The sequence below is a fragment of the Salinifilum ghardaiensis genome, assembly GCF_054491345.1.
This window is the reverse complement of sequence record NZ_CM137101.1, coordinates 386920-407061: the sequence shown is the minus strand read 5'-3', so window position 1 is coordinate 407061 and position 20142 is coordinate 386920. Positions and strand designations below refer to the sequence as shown.

At 74.7% G+C, this 20142-nt stretch carries 16 protein-coding genes; 9 read left to right on the top strand and 7 right to left on the bottom strand.

Going from position 1 to position 20142, the window contains the following annotated elements; all coding sequences use genetic code 11:
- Window positions 1-193 precede the first annotated feature (193 nt).
- Together ACVGV0_RS01815 and ACVGV0_RS01810 are read right to left on the bottom strand one after the other, a co-directional pair.
- A complete protein-coding gene (locus tag ACVGV0_RS01815; protein WP_459158105.1) occupies window positions 194-1363 on the bottom strand; it encodes a serine/threonine-protein kinase in 1170 nt (389 codons plus the stop codon).
- A gap of 308 nt (window positions 1364-1671) precedes the next feature.
- Window positions 1672-1875: a cold-shock protein gene (locus ACVGV0_RS01810; protein ID WP_459158104.1), complete on the bottom strand. Its 204-nt coding sequence runs from the start codon at window positions 1873-1875 to the stop codon at window positions 1672-1674.
- 300 nt (window positions 1876-2175) lie between these two features.
- Here ACVGV0_RS01810 and moeA point away from each other — a divergent pair, with 300 nt between their 5' ends.
- The 5 genes from moeA to ACVGV0_RS01785 all read left to right on the top strand — a co-directional run bounded on the left by moeA (window position 2176) and on the right by ACVGV0_RS01785 (window position 10086).
- Entirely contained in the window at window positions 2176-3414 is a 1239-nt protein-coding gene (moeA, locus tag ACVGV0_RS01805) for a molybdopterin molybdotransferase MoeA (RefSeq protein WP_459158103.1), read from the top strand.
- An 82-nt stretch (window positions 3415-3496) separates the two neighbouring features.
- Window positions 3497-5539, top strand: coding sequence for a M48 family metallopeptidase (locus tag ACVGV0_RS01800; protein ID WP_459158102.1), 2043 nt, complete (start codon window positions 3497-3499; stop codon window positions 5537-5539).
- Window positions 5540-6067: 528 nt separating this feature from the next.
- Entirely contained in the window at window positions 6068-6820 is a 753-nt protein-coding gene (locus ACVGV0_RS01795; RefSeq protein ID WP_459158101.1) for a phosphatidylserine decarboxylase, read from the top strand.
- Window positions 6817-7770 carry a CDP-alcohol phosphatidyltransferase family protein gene (locus ACVGV0_RS01790; RefSeq protein ID WP_459158100.1) on the top strand — a complete coding sequence of 318 codons (954 nt, stop codon included), beginning with the start codon at window positions 6817-6819 and terminating at the stop codon, window positions 7768-7770. The genes ACVGV0_RS01795 and ACVGV0_RS01790 overlap by 4 nt, the downstream gene beginning before the upstream one ends.
- A gap of 9 nt (window positions 7771-7779) precedes the next feature.
- Window positions 7780-10086, top strand: a complete 2307-nt coding sequence (locus ACVGV0_RS01785) for an AAA family ATPase (protein ID WP_459158099.1) — start codon at window positions 7780-7782, stop codon at window positions 10084-10086.
- A 33-nt stretch (window positions 10087-10119) separates the two neighbouring features.
- On the opposite strand, the gene ACVGV0_RS01780 is transcribed toward ACVGV0_RS01785, so the two are convergent.
- Window positions 10120-10770, bottom strand: coding sequence for a LytR C-terminal domain-containing protein (locus ACVGV0_RS01780; RefSeq protein WP_459158098.1), 651 nt, complete (start codon window positions 10768-10770; stop codon window positions 10120-10122).
- Entirely contained in the window at window positions 10767-11228 is a 462-nt protein-coding gene (locus ACVGV0_RS01775; protein WP_459158097.1) for a DUF3263 domain-containing protein, read from the bottom strand. Before ACVGV0_RS01775 ends, ACVGV0_RS01780 begins: the two co-directional genes overlap by 4 nt.
- A gap of 187 nt (window positions 11229-11415) precedes the next feature.
- On the opposite strand from ACVGV0_RS01775, the gene ACVGV0_RS01770 reads away from it, so the two are divergent.
- The 4 genes from ACVGV0_RS01770 (at window position 11416) to ACVGV0_RS01755 (ending at window position 17918) form a co-directional block, all read left to right on the top strand.
- A complete protein-coding gene (locus ACVGV0_RS01770) occupies window positions 11416-11988 on the top strand; it encodes a peptide deformylase (protein ID WP_459158096.1) in 573 nt (190 codons plus the stop codon).
- A 563-nt stretch (window positions 11989-12551) separates the two neighbouring features.
- On the top strand, window positions 12552-14162 hold the full coding sequence (thiC, locus tag ACVGV0_RS01765; protein WP_459158095.1) for a phosphomethylpyrimidine synthase ThiC: 1611 nt from the start codon (window positions 12552-12554) through the stop codon (window positions 14160-14162).
- A gap of 641 nt (window positions 14163-14803) precedes the next feature.
- Window positions 14804-15739 (top strand): bifunctional hydroxymethylpyrimidine kinase/phosphomethylpyrimidine kinase, encoded by a 936-nt coding sequence (gene thiD / locus ACVGV0_RS01760; protein WP_459159888.1) that lies wholly within the window; start codon window positions 14804-14806, stop codon window positions 15737-15739.
- A 181-nt stretch (window positions 15740-15920) separates the two neighbouring features.
- Window positions 15921-17918 carry an FUSC family protein gene (locus ACVGV0_RS01755; protein WP_459158094.1) on the top strand — a complete coding sequence of 666 codons (1998 nt, stop codon included), beginning with the start codon at window positions 15921-15923 and terminating at the stop codon, window positions 17916-17918.
- Window positions 17919-17922: 4 nt separating this feature from the next.
- On the opposite strand, the gene thiG is transcribed toward ACVGV0_RS01755, so the two are convergent.
- From thiG to thiO, 3 genes are read right to left on the bottom strand one after another with little or no spacing between them, the layout of a single operon-like run.
- A complete protein-coding gene (thiG, locus tag ACVGV0_RS01750; protein WP_459158093.1) occupies window positions 17923-18687 on the bottom strand; it encodes a thiazole synthase in 765 nt (254 codons plus the stop codon).
- 2 nt (window positions 18688-18689) lie between these two features.
- Complete coding sequence (gene thiS, locus ACVGV0_RS01745; RefSeq protein ID WP_459158092.1) at window positions 18690-18890, bottom strand: sulfur carrier protein ThiS; 201 nt, start codon at window positions 18888-18890, stop codon at window positions 18690-18692.
- Window positions 18878-20002, bottom strand: coding sequence for a glycine oxidase ThiO (thiO, locus tag ACVGV0_RS01740; protein WP_459158091.1), 1125 nt, complete (start codon window positions 20000-20002; stop codon window positions 18878-18880). Before thiO ends, thiS begins: the two co-directional genes overlap by 13 nt.
- Window positions 20003-20142 lie beyond the last annotated feature (140 nt).

Here is a 20142-nt window from a genome sequence, read left to right as displayed (position 1 = left end):
ACGACCGCCCGACGACACCGCCCCGTGGTGTCGCCGCGGACGGCCTCACCGTCCCGACCTGGCACTCGATTTTCGCGAGTGCCAGTACCGTGTTTAGCACTCCCGCACAGTGAGTGCAAGCAAGGGTGGCGCGTCCGGCAGCGAACTCGACCGATGCGATGACAGCACCCGCAGCACCCCTCGGCAGCGCCCGTCAGCCCACGACCATGACGACGAACAGCGCGATGATGACCAGCACCGCCGCCCCGGCCAGCAGCGGCACGACCCACCGCGCCGCGCCGCCCCGGGACGACCCGGCGGACATCCGCGGAGGACCTCCCGCAGGCCCGCCGGACGTGCTCCCCGGCTGCGGCGGCGGGCCGGGCGTGCGCGGTCCCGGACCGGGCGCAGGACCCGTCCCGGCAGGCGGCGGAGCGGGCTGCCCCGGCGGCGTCGCCGGACCGGCCGCGGGTGCGGCCGGGTGCCCGGGCGCCGGCCCCGGAGCAGGACCGGGAGGAGCGCCGGGCACCTGGCCGGGAGCGCCCGGCGCGGGCTGCGGGGTGTCGAACGCGCGCCGCAGCGCCCCGATGAGCGCGCGGCAGGTGCCGAAGCGCTCACGCGGGTTCTTGGCCATGCCCGTGCGCACCGCCTCGTCCACCGCGGGCGACACCGGGACGGCGGCGCTGACCGCCGGTGGCGGCGCGCTCAGGTGCCCCTGGATGATCTGCTGGACCTCGCCCTGGAACGGAGCGCGCCCGGTCAGGCACGTGTAGGCCACGCAGGCCAGGGAGTACAGGTCGGTGCGCCCGTCCAGCGGGTCGCCGCGCAGGTGCTCGGGCGCGGCGTAGGTCGGCGAGCCGAGGAAGTCGCCGCTGGCGGTGCGGTGGCCGGTGGCGCCGCGGCGGGTCAGCCCGAAGTCGGCGAGGTAGACGTGCTCGTGCGACTCGCGGCCGGTGACCAGGACGTTGGCGGGCTTCAGGTCGAGGTGCACCAGGCCCTGCTCGTGCAGCGTGTCGAGCGCCTCGGCCACCTGCCCGAGCAGGTCGAGCGCGCGCGGCGGCGGGAGCGGGCCGTCGGCGACGAGGCTGGCCAGGTCGGAGCCGTCGACCAGCCGCATCGCGAGGTAGAGCACGCCGTCGATCTCGCCGAAGTCGTACAGCGGCACGATGTTCGGGTGGTCGATCGCGGAGGTGTTGCGCGCCTCGTCGACGAAGCGCTCGCGGAACTCCGCGTCGCCGGTGATGTTCTCGGCCATCACCTTCAGCGCGACCTTGCGGCCGAGCCGGACGTCGGTCGCGCGGTACATGACGCTCATCCCGCCGCGCCCGAGCACGCCGTCGATCTTGTAGTGGCCCAAGCGGCTACCGGTCAGGTCTTCCGACACGACCGCAGCCTAGGGAGTCCGCGGATCGGCCGGCGTAGCGGGTCGGGTGGGAGAACCCCCCGTCGGGTCGGTCTGCGCGCGCGGAGAAGAAGCGGCTGCGCCGCTTGCCCGACGGACCGCTGCGGCCAAGCACGCGGCCACCGATCCGCGCGGCCGCCCAGCTGTTCCGGCACCGGAGGGGCGGCGGGACGGCTCCGCGGGAAGGGCCGGTCCGCGGGAGGTCCCGGGCATGCGAGCGGGCCCGGCCCTCCCGCGGGAACCGCCTCCCGCGAGCGGACCGGGCCCGCCGATGACGCGCCTGCTCGGATTCAGACCTTGCGGACGCCGTCGGCCTGGGTCCTTCCGTCGCGCCCCGCCTTGACCTCGAACTCGACCCGATCGCCCTCGTCCAGGGTGCGGAACCCCGACATGTTGATCGCGGTGTAGTGCACGAAGACGTCCGACTCACCGTCGACGGCGATGAAGCCGTAGCCCTTTTCCGAGTTGAACCATTTGACCGTGCCTACCGCCACGGCGTCCTCCTAGAGAAGTGGTGCACGGCGCGCAGCGCCGTTGGAGCACCGGTCACGCTACCGGACATCCCCCGCGAAGTCGCGTCCGCGGCGCTGCTCCGTTCCCGCGATCCCGGCGCTCCTCCCCGGCCGGGTGACCACCCCCGCAGCGGACGGCAGCGGCCCGGCGCACCGGCGGTGCGCCCGGGAGCGCCACCGCACCGCAGCGCGCTCACCCGGGGTCGCGACCGCTGCTCCGTTCGCCGCACGACACGCGCCGCCCGACCGCTCCGGTGGCGACAGCGTGTTGCTCCATGGCGGATGATCGGAGGCGTGTCGAAGGAAACCCCGCTCTCCGAACTCGACTCGGTCGCCCGGCACCGGGACCGCGTCGCCGCCCTCCTGCCGAGCACCCCGGTGCGGCGGCGCCCGCTCGCCGACTGCGCCGGCCTCGCCCTCGCCGAGGACCTGATCGCGGCGCTGCCGCTGCCGCCGTTCGACAACACGGCGATGGACGGCTACGCGGTGCGCGCCGCCGACCTCGCGGAGGCGGGCCCGGAGCGGCCGGTGGCCCTGCCCGTGAGCGCCGACGTGCCCGCCGGGCGCACCGACGTGCCGGCGCTGGAGCCGGGAACGGCGCACCGCATCATGACCGGGGCGCTGCTGCCGGAGGGCGCGGACGCGATCGTCCCGGTGGAGCGCACCGACGGCGGCACCGCGACGGTGCGGATCGGGCAGGCGCCGCAGCCGGGCGCGCACGTCCGCCGGGCCGGCGAGGACGTCACCCGCGGCTCGGTGGTGCTGCCGGCCGGGACCGAGCTGCACGCGGCGCGCCTGGGCGTGGCCGCGGCCGTGGGCGCCGACCCGGTCGCGGTGCGCGAACCGCCGCGCGTGCTCGTGCTGTCCACCGGTTCCGAGCTCGTCGAACCGGGAAAACCCCTGCAACCCGGGCAGATCTACGAGTCCAACGGCATCATGATCGCCGATGCGGTGCGCGCGGCAGGCGGTTCCGCGCGGCTGCTGCGCTTCGTTCCGGACAACGTGGACGAACTGCACCGCGCGCTGGACGAGGAGCTCGACGGCACGGACCTCATCATCACCTCGGGCGGTGTGAGCGCCGGCGCCTACGAGGTCGTCAAGGACGCGCTCGCCGAGCACGGCGTGACGTTCCACAAGATCGCCATGCAGCCCGGCATGCCGCAGGGCTGCGGCCGCTACCGGGACCGCACCGCGGTGGTCACGCTGCCCGGCAACCCGGTCAGCGCGATGGTCTCGTTCGAGGTGTTCGTCCGGCCCGCGCTGCGCGCCGCAGCCGGGCACTCCGCGATCGAGCGTCCGCAGCGGCGGGCCGCGATCACCGAGGACCTGACGTCCACGGAGGGCAAGCGCCAGTTCCGCCGCGGCACCCACGACCCCGCGACCGGCTCGGTGACGCCGGAAGGCGGGCCGGGCTCGCACCTGCTGTCCGCGCTCGCGCGGGCGAACTGCCTGGTGGAGATCCCGGAGGACGTGACGTCGGTGCCCGCCGGGGCGCAGGTCGTGATCCGCGTGCTGGAGTGACGACCGCGACGGCCGCATTGACGCGCCCGGCCCAGCACCGGAAACTGCCTCAGCCAGCAACACCCAAACGGAGTACTCCCACGTGCGTGCTTCCTGGCGCGCCAGCCTGGCGCTGGTGCTGCACTTCAGCTTCTTCGCCGTGCCCCTCGGCCTCGTGCTCGGGTTGTTCGCCACCGCGGGCTACGTCGGGCTCCACGACCGGGGCAGCGGCGCGAAGGCCGCGTGCGCGGCGTTGTTCGTCGCAGCGGCGAGCGCGGTGGCGGCCCGCGCCCTCCGGCGCGCCCGCCCCCCGGTCCGCGGGGTGCAGATCGGCCGCGAGGAGCAGCCGAAGCTGTGGCGCCTGGCGACCTCGTCGGCGCGGGCCGGCTCCGCGCCCGAACCGGACGAGCTGCGCATCACCTCCGAACCGGAAGCGGCGGTGCGCGAGGACCGCGGTTGGCTCGGCTGGCACGTGCGGCGGCGCACCGTCGAGCTCGGACTCCCGCTGCTGGCCGGGCTCACCGACGACGAGCTGCGCGCGGTGCTCATCGGGGAGTTCGGCAGGCTCGCCGGCAGCAGGCAGGACGGCACGCTCCCGGGCCGCGGCCGCGCGCGGGCGCTGGCGCACCGCGTCGACGACGCCCTGGCGGTGAAGCTGTCCTGCATGCACAGCGGCCCGGTGAAGTGGCTGTTCGGCGGGTACGTCCGCGCCTACCGCGCCGTGGCCCCGAACGCGGGGCCGCTGTGGTTCGCCGCCGACGCGGCCGCGGTGCGCCTGCTCGGCCGCCGCGTGGCGACCACCGCGCTGCGCAAGCACGAAGCCGTCCGGATCGGCTGGCGCGAGTACGTCGACGAGTACCTGAGCATGGCCACCGAGGTCGGCAGCACGCCCGACGTCGTGCTCGGGTTCCGCGCCTTCATGGAGAACGCGACGCGCAAGCCGCGGTTGGCCGAGCGGGCCAAGCGCACCATCGCCGAGCAGGGGCTCACCGCCGAACGGGGCCGTCCGAGCACCCGGGAGCGGCTCGCCTCGCTGCGCCGCGCCCCCCGCACCGACGAGAGCTCCCCCTCCGACCGGCCCGCGTTCAGCGCGCTGCAGCAACCGCGGGAGAGCGTGCCGCAGCTGGAGGACCGGCTGCTGGCCGAGGGGCTCGGCGAACGGCTGCACTGGCCCGAGCTGGTGCGCCGCGCGGGCGCGGTGCGCGCCTCCGGGCAGGCGGCGCGGCTGGCGCTGGCGGTGCAGCTCAGCGGCGTGCCGATCGCGCCGACGATCGCGGGGGTGCTCGGCGCCGTCTACCACGGACAGGGACGCGACCTGATCAATCCGGTGCTCAACCCCGGGATCGATCCCGACCGGGTCGATCGGGCCGCGACCGACGCGCTGGTCGAGCTGCTCGGCGCGACCGTGGTGGACGCGCTGGTGAGCGCGGGCCTCGCCCAGCACGAGCTGGACTGGTCCGGCCCGCCGCGGGTGCAGCTGAGCGGGGGGCGTCCGCTGGACCCGGACCGCCTCGTCCGGCCCGCCGTGGCCGATCCGCGGCTGGTGCCCGGCCTGCACCGCGCCCTCGTCGGCCTCGGAGTGCCGCTGCAGCACGGGCGCGACCCGGCGACGCAGCCCGCCCCGGTCACGCGCGGGGTGGTCAGCCCGGTGCACTGCGGCGCGGAGGTCCACGACCTGGTCGTCACCGACCGCGGCCTGGTGCTGCTGCCCACCAGGGTGAGCACCCTGCGGCGCCTGGCGGCCGGCGCCGCGGCCCGGTTGCGCCGGGCGGAGCGCGCCGCGGTGGTCGAGCTGGGCCGCGGCGAGGCCGCGTCGCTGCTGGAGCGCGCGGGAGCGCAGTGGGTGGACACCCGGGACATCGCGGCCGCGCGGCTGTCCTCGCAGCGCGCGGGGTGGTCGGTGGCCATCGACCTGTACTACGACGACTACGCCGTCTCGGAACTCGACGAGACCCTCGTGGCGGGCGGCGCGGAGCAGGACGTCAGCGTGCTGGAGCTGCGCTGCGGGGCGGAGGTGATGGAGCACGGCGAGCCGTACCGCGGCCTGGGCGAGCTCTTCGGCGCCCGCATGACCGTGGACGGACGGCCGCACTCCGCCGCGGAGGAGGAACCGGAGCCGGAGCTCGCGGAGCGGGGAGCGGCCTGAGGTGCCGCGCGGTGGCACTGCGACGGGTGACACGTCCGTGCTCGCACCCTTCCAACCGACTACTCTGCGTGAGCAATATCGCAGCAACGTCAGCCGAACGAGGCTACGGTGTTCCTGTGAAATCCCTTACACTAGGAATCAAGGTAACGAATCGTCGATCATTACCGGCGTTGGGCCCGTGCGCCGTCGGGGGATGCACGGACCCGTCGGGGAGGTCGGGGCGCCTGTCGGGGAGGTGCCGCGGCCGGCATCGGGGCCGGTGAACAGTGCATCGGGGGCACTGCTCACCGGCCCCGATTCACGTTCGCGCCCGGGCGCGCGCCGTCGCCCGCCGCCGGGGACGCCCCGCCCCGGCCACCGGAACCGGCGCAGGCGCACAACCGGGACGAATCCGCCCCGACCGGACGCTTTCCATGATCAACTCCTCCCCCTGGGGGCCGGTAGGGTGACGCCATCCGCGATGCTGTACCGACGACACCGCGCGGACTCCCCCGCCGCGGTACCTTCGACGCAGGGGCTGGCACCTGGATGAGCACCGACGACACGGACACCCACCGCACGCGAGCGGCCCACCTGCGGACGCTCGTCCGCGAGACCATCCCGCCGATGCATCCCGCGGGCCGCCCGTTCGTCCTGGGCGCCGCCGCCGGCACGCTGCTGCTGCGCCGCCTGTGGCGCCCGGCGGGCGTGCTCGGCGGCCTGCTCACCGCGTGGTGCGCCTGGTTCTTCCGGGAACCGCGCCGCGCCACCCCCGAGCGCACGGGCATCGCCGTCGCCCCGGCCGACGGCACGGTCTCCGCCGTCGAAGCGGCCACCCCGCCGCCGGAGCTCGGCCTCGGCGACCGGCCGATGACCCGCATCAGCACCTTCCTGAGCATCTTCGACGTGCACGTGCAACGCGCTCCGCTGAGCGGCACGATCGCCGCGCTCGCCTACCGGCCCGGCACCTTCGTCTCCGCGGACCTGGACAAGGCCAGCGAGGACAACGAGCGCAACGCGATGCTCATGCGCACCGACGACGGCACCGAAGTCGCCGTCGTGCAGATCGCCGGACTCGTCGCCCGGCGCATCGTCTGCTCCGTCACCGAGGGCGACCGGCTGCCGGCGGGCCGCAGCTACGGGCTCATCCGCTTCGGCTCCCGCGTCGACCTGTACGTCCCCACCGGCAGCCACGTCCGGGTCGCCGCCGGGCAGCGCGCGATCGGCGGCGAAACCGTGCTCGCTGACCTGCCCGCGCGCACCGGCCGGGCCTCCCCCGCGACCGAGGCACCCACGTCATGAGCATGCGCACGACCCCCGGCGTACGTTTCCTGCCCAACGCCATCACCGTCCTCGCGATGTGCGCGGGCCTGTCCGCCGTGCAGTTCGCCCTCGCCGAGGAGCTCGTCGCGTCGGTCGCGGCGGTCGCCGTCGCCGCGGTCCTCGACGCGCTGGACGGGCGCATCGCGCGGATGCTGGACGCCACCACCCGCATGGGCGCCGAACTCGACTCGCTGTCCGACGCGATGTCGTTCGGCGTGGCCCCCGCGCTCACGCTCTACGCCTGGCAGCTGCAGGAGAACCGCGCCGGCTGGATCATCGCGCTCATCTTCGCCGTGTCCCTGGTGCTGCGCCTGGCGCGGTTCAACACGCTGCTCGACGACACCGAGAAACCCGCCTTCACCAAGGAGTTCTTCGTCGGCGTGCCGGCGCCCGCGGCCGGGCTGCTCGCCCTCGTCCCGCTGGTCCTCACCGCCCACTTCGAGCACGCCGGCTGGTGGGCCTGGCCCCCGGTCGTCATGGCGTGGATGCTGCTCATCGCCGTGTGCGCCGTCAGCCGCGTGCCCACGCTGTCGCTGAAGACGATGCGCGTGCCGCCGAAGATCCTCCCCTGGCTGCTGGTGCTGGTGGCCCTGCTGGCCGCGGCCGTGGTGCTGTTCCCGCTGGCCTCGCTGGCCGTGCTGCTGCTGCTGTACCTGGTGCACATCCCCTACGCCGTCTACCGGTACCGCTGGTTGGCCAACCACCCGGAGGCCTGGTCGGCGCCCCCGCGGGAACGCCGCGCGATCCGCCGCCGCAGCCAGCGCCACCTGGGGCTGCGCCCGCCGCTGCGGCGCGGCGTCGCAGGTGCCGCCCGGCGCGTGCGCCTGCCCCGCCGCCCGGTGCGGCCCGGCGGGCCGCGGCGCAGCTGGCGCCGGCTGTCGCTGCGCACCGGCCGCGAGGAAGCGCCCTGGCGCGACGGTCCCCGATAGGCTCGGGACGTGACCTCGCTGAACCTGACCGCGCAGGTGTCGAGCTCGATCATCGACACCCGCCGGGGCCTCGTCCGGCTGCACCCGGAAGTGCTCGACGCGCTCGGGCTGCGCCCGTGGAGCGCGATCCGGCTCTCCGGCGCGCGCAGCACGGTCGCGCTGGCCGCCCCCGCCGAGCGCAGCGCTCCGACCGGTGTCGTGCTGCTCGACGAGCTCGTCCTGCTCAACCTCGGCTGCACCGACGGCTCCCGCGTCGCGGTGAGCCCCGCCGAGGTGCGGCCGGCCAAGCACGTGACCCTCAGCGCCTCGCGGATGGCGCGCGCGACGCTCTCCGCGCAGACCGCGCGGCAGGCCCTGACCGGCAAGGTGTTCCAACCGGCCGACGCGGTCTCCCTGCTGCCCCAGGACGTGGCACCCGCTCCCGGCAGCAGCCCCGAGCAGGTGCGCCGGACGCTGAGCAACACCGTGGGCCGCACGTGGACCAGCGAGCTGCTCACCATCGTCGACGCCGCGCCGAGCGGACCCGTCGCGATGCAGCCCTCCACCGTCGTCACCTGGCACGACGGAGCGGAACCGGCCGCCGCGGGCACCGCACCCGCGCCGGCGCCGCCCGCTCCGGCTGGACCGGGGGCTCCGGCGGCCCCGGCGGGTTCGACCGGTCCGACCTCCCCCGCGGCGCAGCAGCCGGAGGCGGGCCCGGCCCAGGACGGCGCGGACGCCGCTGAGGAATCCGCCGCGCGGGAGGTCGGTCTCGACGACCTCGTCGGCGCGCGCTCCGCGGCCGACCGGCTGACCGAGTGGTTGCGCCTGTCCTTCGAGCAGCCCGAGCTGCTGCACCGCCTCGGCGCCGACGCCCACCTGGGTGTGCTGATCAGCGGGCCGTCCGGCGTGGGCAAGGCGACGCTGGCCCGCGCCGCGGCGCGCGAGGTGGGGGCGGGGCTGGTGGAGCTCGCCGCCCCGAGCATCGCGGCGCTCGAAGCGCGCACCGCCGCGGAGCGCCTGCGCGCGGCCGTGGACCGCGCGGCGCAGGCCACGCCGGAGCACCCGCGCGTGCTGCTGCTCACCGACGTCGACCAGCTCGTGCCCGCCACCGACGCGCCGCCGCTGGCCACGGTCGCGGCGGACACGCTGCGCGCGGCGATCCGCACGCCCGGGGTGGCCGTGGTGGTCACCAGCTCCGCGCCCGCCGGGATCGACCCGCGGCTGCGCGAACCCGGCGCGGTGGACCGGGAGCTGACGCTGTCCGCGCCGAACGCCCGCGACCGGGCGGCGCTGCTGCGCGTGCTGCTGCGCCCCGCCCCGCTCGACGACGACGTCGATCTGTCCACTGTGGCATCGAAGACCCCCGGGTTCGTCGCCGCGGACCTCGTGGCGCTGTGCCGCGAAGCCGCGGTCAACGCGGCGCTGCGGCAGCGCGACGCCACCGGAGAACCCGTGCTGTGCCACGACGACCTGGCGGGCGCTGTCGACGCGGTGCGCCCGCTCTCGATGTCCTCTTCGGACGAGATCCACACCGGCGGGATCGCGCTGGACGACGTCGGCGACATGGCGGAGGTCAAGCAGTCGCTGACGGAGACGGTGCTGTGGCCGCTGCGCTACCCGGACTCGTTCTCCCGGTTGGGAGTCGTGCCGCCGCGCGGTGTCCTGCTGTACGGGCCGCCGGGGTGCGGCAAGACGTTCCTCGTGCGCGCGCTGGCCGGCAGCGGCCAGCTGAACGTGCTCTCGGTCAAGGGCGCCGAGCTCATGGACAAGTGGGTCGGCGAGTCCGAGCGGGCCGTCCGCGAGCTGTTCCTGCGCGCCGCCAACGCCGCCCCGGCCCTGGTCTTCCTCGACGAGATCGACGCGCTCGCCCCGCGACGCGGCCAGTCCTCCGACTCCGGTGCCGCCGACCGCGTCGTCGCGTCGCTGCTGACCGAACTGGACGGTGCCGAACCGCTGGGCGACGTCGTCGTGCTCGGCGCGACCAACCGCCCCGAGCTGGTCGACCCCGCGCTGCTGCGCCCGGGCCGCCTCGAACGGCTCGTGCACGTGCCACCGCCGGACGCCGCGGCGCGCGCCGAGATCCTGCGCTCAGCGGCGAAGAACACCCCGCTGGCCTCCGATGTGGACCTGGAGGACCTGGCCGCCGAGCTGGACGGCTACTCGGCGGCCGACTGCAGCGCGCTGGTGCGCGAATCCGCGCTCTCGGCGATGCGCGAGTCGCTCTCCGCGCCGGAGGTCACCGCCGCGCACCTGGACGCGGCGCTGCGCGCGGTGCGCCCCTCGCTCGACCAGGCGCAGCTGGAGGAGCTGCGGCGCTTCGCCGAACAGCGGTGACCGGCGCGCCCGCGCGTGCCGCGGTTCCGGTGCTCAGGAGCGGTAGTCCTTGGTGACGATCACGATCACGCCCGGGTCCGAACCTGCGAGACCCTCGATCCGCGGCTCGGCCGCGATGTCGAAATCGCGCGCCACGCGCCGGGCCTGCTGCTCCTCCGGCGTGCCCGGGCGGTAGTAGGCCGTGGTGTGCGCGACCACGCCGCGGGCGTAGTTGCCGACCGCGGCCACGTCGTAGCCCTCGTCCTCGAAGTCCCCGCCGGCCTCGTGCGCCAGTCCGCGGATCGTGCTGTTGTTCAGGATCCGCACGGAGATCCCGTTCGCGGAGCCCTGCGTGCCCGAACCGGTCCCGGACCCCGGCTCGCCCCCCGGTGCGCGGGTCTCCCGCGGCGGTGTGCCGGACCCGCCGGGTTCCGCCGGCCCCGTCGGGGACGGCTCCTGCTCGGACGTCCCCGGCGCGGTGGTACCGGGCTCCGCGGTGCCGTCGCTCGTCGCGGGCGGTCGCGGGTCCTCCTCGCCGGGATCGGGGGTGACGACCGCACCGGTCTCCGGTGGCGGGGGTGCCGCTTCGTCCGAGGAGCCGGTCCACCCGAGGGTGGTCACCCCGAGGACGGCCGCAACCGCACCGACCCCGATGAGTCCGTAACCGGTCGCGCGCAGTTTCGACGGCGGTTCGGCTGGCGTCATCGCGGCCACTCGCTTCCCGTTCGACGAGCAGGCTGGTCACCGGAGCGCAGCCTGCGCAACCTCTTCAGCAACATCGGGTCGTACCGCCGCGCGGCGGGATGGTCCACCAACGCGTTGAGCAGCCGGTAGTACTGCGTCGGCGTGAGGTCGAAGAGCTCACGGATCGCGCGTTCCTTGGCACCGCCGCGTTTCCACCACTGCCGCTCGAAGGCCAGCACGCTGCGGTCCCGTTCGGACAGCTCCCCCTCCGGCGCGGGCGGTTGCACCTCCGGCTCCTCCTGCGGCACCGGCTCGGCCACGCGCGGCAGCGGTTCGGTGAGCGCTTCCACCGGACGCAGGCGCCGCCCGCGCTCGTCCCGCTGCTGCCCACCCTGCTGCTGCGCGGCTTCCGCGGAGCCGGCCAGCTGCCGGCACTCGCGGGCGATCCGCTGCGCGGTGAGCATCTGCGCGGCTTCCATCTCGCTCCTCGTCGTGGTTGCAGGCGGCGGCGCACCGGGCGCTCGCGGTGCCGTTCCCCGCGGCCCCATTACACCACGTCGGCGACCACGCGCTGCGATGATCACGACGCGCGCCGGAGCTCCGCCGGCGGAGGCCGTTCGCCGCAGCGCTCGCGGTGCTCCGGGGCGGGACCGATACAGTCGGTGCATGGCCATCCACCCGATCCGCATCGTGGGCGACCCGGTGCTGCGCACGTCGGCGCGGCCCGTCGAGCAGTTCGACGCCGACCTGCGCACCCTCGTCGACGACATGTTCGCGACCCTCGAGGCCTCCAACGGCGTCGGCCTGGCGGCGCCCCAGATCGGCGTGGACCTGCGCGTGTTCGTCTACGACTGCCCGGACGACGACGGCGTGCAGCACAGCGGTGTGGTGGTCAACCCGCAGCTGGAGACCTCCGAGGTCCCGGAGACCATGCCGGACCCGGACGAGGACTGGGAGGGCTGCCTGTCCGTTCCGGGCGAGTTCTTCCCGACGGGGCGCGCGGACTGGGCCAGGGTCACCGGCAGCGACCCGCAGGGGCACGACGTGCGGGACGAGGGCACCGGGTTCTTCGCGCGGTGCCTGCAGCACGAGGTCGACCACCTCGACGGCCACCTCTACCTGGACCGGCTGACCGGACGGCACGTGCGCGCGGCGAAGAAGGCCGTCAAGCGCAACGGCTGGGGCGTGCCCGGGCTGTCCTGGGACCCGACGGTCGAGGAGGACCCGTTCGCCGACTGATATCAGCAGGACGTTGTTGAATCGTTCTGCGCGTGGATTTCCGCGGCGGAACCTCCCGCGGTCGGTCCGGCTGCGATCGGAGTCGGCCGTCGAGGCAGCCACAGCTGCGAGCTGTCGTGCCGAAATGTTGAAGGGCTTGCGGTCTCCGGGCACCGGCCGGCAGGGACGCAACACAGCGCTGTTGGCGCTCTGCAAGCCATTTTTCGTTCGTGCTCCCGTGCACCCGTGCCGAGTGGCGGTGGCGCAACAGGACCCCGTCGGGTCGTTCGCCGACTGGTCCGGGAGCACCCGCTCGGGGCAGAACTCCGCTGCGCGGTTGCCAGCGGCGCGAGCGCGGGCTAGTGTCTGGCGCGACAACTTCAACCGCGGGAGCTCGCACCGGAAGCGAGCTGAGAGGGCGGCTGGACCAGCGATCCGGCGCCGCCGACCGCAGAACCTGAACGGATAATGCCGGCGTAGGGAGCGTGACCGCAGTGGTCGATCTGTATCAGAACGCGTCCAGCAACAGCTCCACCTCCACCGAACAGTCCTCTTCGGACTCCGATCCGTCCGCTTCGCCCGGTGTGACGACCGGTCCGATCCCCGGTTCGCGCAAGGTCTACGCGGACACCTCCGCCGGGCTGAAAGTGCCGCAGCGGCGGGTCGAGCTCACCAACGGCGAACACCTCGACGTGTACGACACGTCCGGTCCGTACACCGACGAGACCGCCACCATCGACGTCCACAGTGGACTCCACCGCACCCGCGCCGGCTGGATGGACGGCAGTTCGCGCAACACCCAGCTCGGCTGGGCGAAGCAGGGCGCCATCACGCGGGAGATGGAGTTCGTGGCCGCGCGCGAGGGCTTCTCGCCGGAGTACGTGCGCGACGAGGTCGCCAGCGGCCGGGTGGTCATCCCCGCCAACCACTACCACCCCGAGACCGAGCCGATGGCCATCGGCAAGAACTTCCTGGTGAAGGTCAACGCCAACATCGGCAACTCCGCCGTGACCTCCTCGGTCGAGGAGGAGGTGGAGAAGATGGTGTGGGCCACGCGCTGGGGCGCCGACACCGTCATGGACCTGTCCACCGGTGACGCCATCCACGAGACCCGCGAGCGGATCCTGCGGAACTCGCCGGTGCCGATCGGGACCGTGCCGATCTACCAGGCGCTGGAGAAGGTCGACGACCCGGCGGACCTGACCTGGGAGATCTACCGGGACACGGTCATCGAGCAGTGCGAGCAGGGCGTGGACTACATGACCGTGCACGCCGGAGTGCTGCTGCGCTACGTGCCGATGACGGCCCAGCGCGTGACCGGCATCGTCTCCCGCGGCGGGTCGATCATGGCCGCGTGGTGCCTGGCGCACCACAGGGAGAGCTTCCTGTACACGCACTTCTCCGAGCTGTGCGAGATCCTGCGCGCCTACGACGTGACGTTCTCCCTCGGCGACGGGCTGCGCCCCGGTTCCATCGCCGACGCGAACGACCGGGCGCAGTTCGCCGAGCTGGAAACGCTCGGCGAGCTCACGCACATCGCCCGCGAGCACGACGTGCAGGTGATGATCGAGGGCCCGGGCCACGTGCCGATGCACCGCATCACCGAGAACGTCACGCGCGAGGAGGAGCTGTGCGGTGAGGCCCCGTTCTACACGCTCGGCCCGCTGACCACCGACATCGCCCCCGGCTACGACCACATCACCTCGGGCATCGGCGCGGCCGTCATCGGCTGGGCCGGCACGGCGATGCTCTGCTACGTCACGCCGAAGGAGCACCTGGGGCTGCCGAACCGGGACGACGTGAAGACCGGCGTGATCACCTACAAGATCTCCGCGCACGCCGCGGACCTGGCCAAGGGGCACCCCCGGGCCCAGGAGTGGGACGACGCGCTGAGCAAGGCCCGCTTCGAGTTCCGCTGGCACGACCAGTTCCGGCTCTCGCTCGACCCGGAGACGGCGCAGGCGTACCACGACGAGACGCTGCCGGCCGAGCCGGCGAAGAAGGCGCACTTCTGCTCGATGTGCGGGCCGAAGTTCTGCTCCATGCGCATCACCCAGGACGTCCGGGCCTACGCCGAGAAGCAGGGCCTGACCTCCGTCGAGGCGATCGAGGCGGGGATGCAGGAGAAGGCCGCGGAGTTCAACTCCCAGGGCGGGCGGGTGTACCTGCCGGTCACCGACGCCTCAGCGAGCTGAGCCGGGCGGGGCGGCCGGCCGCCCGCGCGGCCTGCTCCGCAGGGGCGGCTCGCCGCGGTGCCCGGGGAGTGCGCAGCGCGGCGCGTCGCCGGTGGGGCGGCTTCCGGTCGCCCGCGGGCCGCGCGGGTGGGCGCTGCCGCCCTCCCGCGCGGCCGGGACCACCGGCCGGGCCACGAGCAGGATCACCGGCCCGACCCTGACCGGGGACGGCCAGGCCACCGGCCCGACATCCCCGGTCACCACGGATCCCGCGGGATGCACCCCGATGGGGTGGTGATCGTTTGTCCCCCGGTCGCGTGGGGAAAACTTACAATTTTCATGAAAATTGCGCTCTCTGGAACGGTTCCAGTCTGAGGCGACCTGGTGTCCGCCCCCGGGAACCGCGGCCCCGCTCCGCCCCGGTGAGCTGCGACTCCGCGGGAACCGGGTGCGGCGCCAGGCGCCGTAGCATGAGGGCGATGCGAGAGACCTCCGGCGAACGCGAGAACGACTCCGAGCACAGCACCGCGCCCGCGGCGGACGCCGCCCCGGCGGGCTCGGGAGCCGCGGCGAGTCCTGCCGCCCCGGTGAACCCCGCAGCCTCAGCGGACGCCCCGGTGAGCGCTGCCTCCCCGACGAGCGCGGAAGGCTCGGGCGCCGCGGTGGGCACCGCGCCCCCGACGGCGCTGACGATCGCCGGCTCGGACTCCGGCGGCAGCGCCGGCATGCACGCCGACCTGCGCGCGTTCTTCGCCAACCACGTGCACGGCACGACCGCCGTGACCGCGGTGACCGTGCAGAACTCCCGCGGCGTCAGCGACGTGGTGCGCATCCCGCCGGAGCAGGTGGCCGCGCAGATCGACGCCGTGGCCGGCGACATCGGCGTGGACGCCGCCAAGACCGGCGTGCTCGCCGCGGCCGACACGATCGAGGCGGTGGTGGCGGCCTGCGACCGCAACGGCATCGGCCGCTCCGGGGCCACCCCGTTCGTCGTCGACCCGGTCGCCGCCTCCCGCGCCGGCGAGCCCCTGCTCGACCCCGACGCGCTGGACGCCCTGCGCAACCGGGTCTTCCCCCGCGCCACCCTGGTCACGCCGAACCTGGACGAGGTCCACCTGCTCACCGGCGTGACCGCGCGCAGCCGCGCCGACCTGCTCGACGCCGCCAAGGCGGTGCACGACTTCGGCCCCCGCTGGGTCCTCGTGAAGAGCGGGCACCTGCCCGACGACCCCGAGTGCGTGGACCTGCTCTTCAACGGCTCCGAAGCCATCGAACTGCCCGGTCCGCGCTACCCCACCGCGCACACGCACGGCGCCGGGGACGTGTTCGCCTCCACGATCACCGCGTTGCTGGCGCGCGGCGCGACCGTGCCGGACGCGGTCCGCATCGGCAAGGCGTTCGTCACGCGCAGCGTGCGCGACGCCTACCCCCTCGGTTCCGGATTCGGCCCGGTGTCGACGTTCTGGCGCGTGCGCTCCACCCCGGTGGAGGAGGACGCCGTGGAGGAGGACGCCGCGGAGGAGGGCTCGCCCGCGGAGGACGCCTCCGCGGAGGGCGGTGCCGCGGCGGACCGGAGCACCCCGGACGGTTCCGCGTGAGCCCGCCGCGGCCGCGATGAGCGCCATCGAGTGATATTCACCGGCGATGCGGCCGGTGACGTCCCAACATCGTGGGCAGCTGCGGCGGAGTCGGGTAAACAGGAAGCACGGCGCGGACCGGTGCCGGCGGCCCGGTTCGGCACTGCCGGGACGAAGCGAGGACGACAGAGGACGCGGCGGCGTGGCGAAGGCATCGACGGCGGCTCGTGCAATGTGGGCGCGGATCACGGGGACGACCGAGGCCGGAGCGCCCGACCCGCGACAACGCCAGTACGCGATCCTCGTGCTGTGCGCCGTCGCGCTGGGCAGCGCGCTCGGCTGGTGGCTGGACGCGACCACGCCCGCGCTCATCGCGGCGCTGACCGCCGTGCTGACGCTGATCGCCGCCGGCGGCCAGTCGCTGCGCTCGGACCTGCACCGCCTCAGCCGGTTCGCCCCGGCGCTGGTCGTGGTGATGGCCTGCGGGCCGCTGCTGCGCGGCATCCCGTTCGCCGCGGGCGCGCTGGTCGCCGTGGTCATCTTCGGCACCGGCATGCTGCCCGCGCTCAGCGAGCGCTACCGCGCCGGCGCGCAGACCGTCGCGGCCGCGACGCTCGCCGCGACCAGCGGCATCGGCCGGGACGACCCCTGGTGGACGCTGCTGTGCGCGAGCGCCGCCGGGGTCGTGTTCGCGCTGGTCCTCCGCGTCGTCACCGGGCTCGGCGATCCGACGCGCGCAACCCGCCTGGCGGTGGCCCGGACGCTGCTGCAACCGGGTCCGGGCGTGCTGGAAGGTGCGATGGCGGCCTGGCGCACCGACGGCGCCCCGCGCTGGCTGGGCGAGGTCCTCGCCGGCCTCGCCCGCTTCCGCGCTGCCCGGGAAACCCTGCTGACCCGGGCGAACCGCGCCGACCGGGCCGAAGCAGCGCGGTTGCGGGCGATCGTCGACGAAGCCGACCGGGTGGCCGCCGAACTGGCGCGGGCGGTGCGCGCCCGCGCGTGCACCGGCCTGCCACCGCTGGCCCGGCGCGACCCGGTCGTCGCGCACGGCGGGTACCACGGCTCGCTGCCGCACGCGGTGCACGGCCTCAACGCGGGTTTCGACCGGATCCGCGCCGCCGTGGTGAACCGGTCCGAGGACCCTGTGCCCGTCACCGCCGCCGGACCGTGGCGGGAGCGGCTCCGGGACGCGGCGCGCGCCCACCTGTCCACGCGTTCCTCGCTGTTCCGCCACGCCCTGCGCTGCGCCCTCGCGGCGACGATCGGCATGGTCGTGGTCGCGCTGCTGGACGACCCGTCCGCGTCGACGCTGCTGCTGGCGCTGTACCTGGTGCTGCAGCCCGCGGCGCGGGACAGCATGACGGGAGCGCTGGAGCGCACCGGCGCGGCGGTGCTCGGCGTGACCGCCCTGGCGCTGGTGATCACCCTCGTACCCGGTGCGCTGCTGCTCGGGCCGCTGCTGATCGCGGGGATGCTGCTGCACGTCGACCAGCTGCGCGCGCACTACCAGGCGCTGCTGGTGTGCCTGATCGCGGTGCTGGCGGTGGAGCAGACGCTGCTGCTGGACCGCCCGCTGGTCAACGTCGGCATCGCCTTCGCCGCGAACACGGCCGTCGGCGCGGCGATCGCGCTGTGCATCGGGTTCGTCGGCTACCTCGTGCTGCCCAGCAGCGCCCTCCCGGACGTGCGCGGGGCCGTGCGCTCCACGGTCTGGGCCATGACCGACCTGCTGCGCGGGGTGCGCGCGACGGCCGCCGAGGACTCCGCCCGGGACGAGTGGCGGGCCCTGCACGTGCTCACCCAACGGCGGACGCAGGACCTGCTGGGCATGCCCGCGCTGCTGGACGGCACCGGCGAGCGGGCCGCCGAGGACGACTCGGCCGCGGAGGCCGCCGCGGCCCTGGAGGCGCTGCGCCAGGACCTCGCGATGCTCACGCTGCACGGCCCGGAGCGACGCGCGGCCGCCGAGCCCGTTCTGGCCACTGTGGACGAACTGCTCAGCGGGCGGCAGAGCACGAGCATCCCCGAGGTGCACGGCGGGGGTTCGGTCGTGGTGGACGCGCTCTCCGGGATGCTGCTGGAGAACGCGCTGCACGCGCGCACCGCGGTCGACCGCGCGCTCGGCGACGGCACCCCGTGGAAGAGCTACACGATCACGTTCCTGGACAACGGGCAGCAGGAGCACCTGCGCCTGCAGTGAGCGCTCACCCCATCGGCCGGCCCGGGCTGGAGGCGTTGGCCCAGAACCGCTGGGGGATGCGCCCCGCCTGCACGGCCAGCCGACCCGCGGTCACGCCCGAGCGCATCGCCTCGGCCATGCGCTCCGGCTGCTCCGCCCGGGTGACCGCCGAGGCCAGCAGCACCGCATCGCAGCCCAGCTCCATCGCCAGGGCGGCGTCCGAGGCGGTGCCCACGCCCGCGTCGAGCACGATCGGCACCGACGCGCGGGAGACGATCATCCCGATGTTGTGCGGGTTGCGGATGCCCAGGCCCGTGCCGATCGGCGAACCGAGCGGCATGACCGCGGCGCAGCCGAGCTGCTCCAGCCGCAGCGCCAGCGCCGGGTCGTCGTTGGTGTAGGCGAGAACCACGAAACCCTGGTCCACGAGCTGCTCGGCGGCGTCGACCAGTTCGACCGGGTCGGGCAGCAGCGTGTCCTCGTCGGCGACGACCTCGAGCTTCACCCAGTTCGTGCCGAGCGCCTCCCGCGCCAGCTGGGCGGTGAGCACCGCTTCTGCCGCGGTGCGGCAGCCCGCCGTGTTCGGCAGCGCGTCGATGCCCAACCGGTGCAGCAGCTCGAGCACGCCTGTCTGGCCCTGCGCGTCGGCGCGCCGCATCGCCACCGTCGTCAGCTCGGTACCCGACGCGATGAGCGCCTGCTCCAGCACCGACAGGTTGTTCGCCCCGCCGGTTCCCATGATCAGCCGCGAGCCGAACTCCCGGCCCGCGATCACCAGGGGATCGTCCATGGTCATCCTCCTTGCACGGCGGTGAGCACTTCGACGGACGCGCCGTCGGCCAGCCGGGTCCGCGCCCAGTCGGCCCGCGGCACGACCGAACCGTCCACGGCCACGGCCACACCGCGCTCCGGCACTCCGTAGTCGGCGAGCACGTCGTCGAGGCTGGCCGCCTCGGCCACGTCCCTGCCGGTCCCGTTGATCACGACACGCACCGTTGTTCCTCCCATCGTCCGGGGTCGGCGACGCGGGCCTCCACCGGCGGTTCCTCCTCCCGCAGCATCGCGAGCACCGCCTCCGCGGTGATCGGCGCGAGCAGGAAACCGCCGCGGTAGTGCCCGGTCGCGGCGAGCACGCCGGGTTCGAGCCGGCCGAGCACCGGCAGGTTGTCCTCGGTGGTGGGGCGCAGCCCGGCCTCCGCCTCCAGCAGCGCGTACTCGGACAGGCCGGGGAGCAGCTCCTCGGCGTCGACGACGAGGTCGCGCACACCGCCGAGGGTCACGTCGGTGTCGAACCCCGCCTCGTACTGCGTGGCCCCGAGCACCACTCCCCCGTCGTCGCGGGGCACGAGGTAGACGGGACGGCCGTGCACCGGCCCCCGCACGGTGCGCTGCGGCGGCGGCAGCGCACCGGTGCGGGCGCGCAGCCGCAGCACCTCCCCCTTGACCGGGCGGATGCGCCCGGCCAGCGCGGGGTGCAGCTGCGCCGAGTGCGCCCCCGCGGCGATCACCGCGACCGAGCAGTCCACCGCGGACCCCTCGGTGCGGACCTCGCCCGCGCGGACCTCGGTGGCCCGCTCGGCCCGGAACACCACGCCGGCCGCCTCGGCCGCGGCGCGCAGCGCCGCCAGCGCGGCGCGGTTGTCCACCGCGAGATCGCCGGGGACGACGAGCCCCCTCCGCACGCCCGGTCCCAGGGACGGTTCCAGCCGGCGCAGCTCGCGCCCGTCGTAGCGGGTGACGCTGCGCCCCATCCGGTCGAGGTACTCGGAGAGCCGGTCGAGATCGGCCCGATCCGCGCTGTCCACGCCGACGACGAGCGTGCCCTCGGTGCGCAGCCCGGCGGGGCGCCCGGCAGCCGCGGCCAGCTCCTCGGCGAAGGCCGGCCAGCGCCGCAGCGAGGCCGAACCGAGTTCCAGCAGCTCCTCCTCGCCCGGCCAGGCCTCGGCGATCGGCGCGAGCATCCCGCCCGCCACCGAGGAGGCGCCCGCGGCCGGGGCCGGATCGATCAACTCCACGCGGAATCCCGCCGCCGAGGCTCGCCAGGCGGCGGACAGACCGATCACACCGCCGCCGACGACGGCGACACGCGCACTTCCTTCGCTCACCTCACGCTCCCTGCGCCGGCATGACCCGGATCAGGTTCGACGGTCGGGGCTGCGCCCCCTCTCAGTCCACCGCTCTCCGGTCGCTCGGCGGACTCCCGTGCTCACCGGTGTCCACCGTACTCCGATCGAGACGGGCCGCG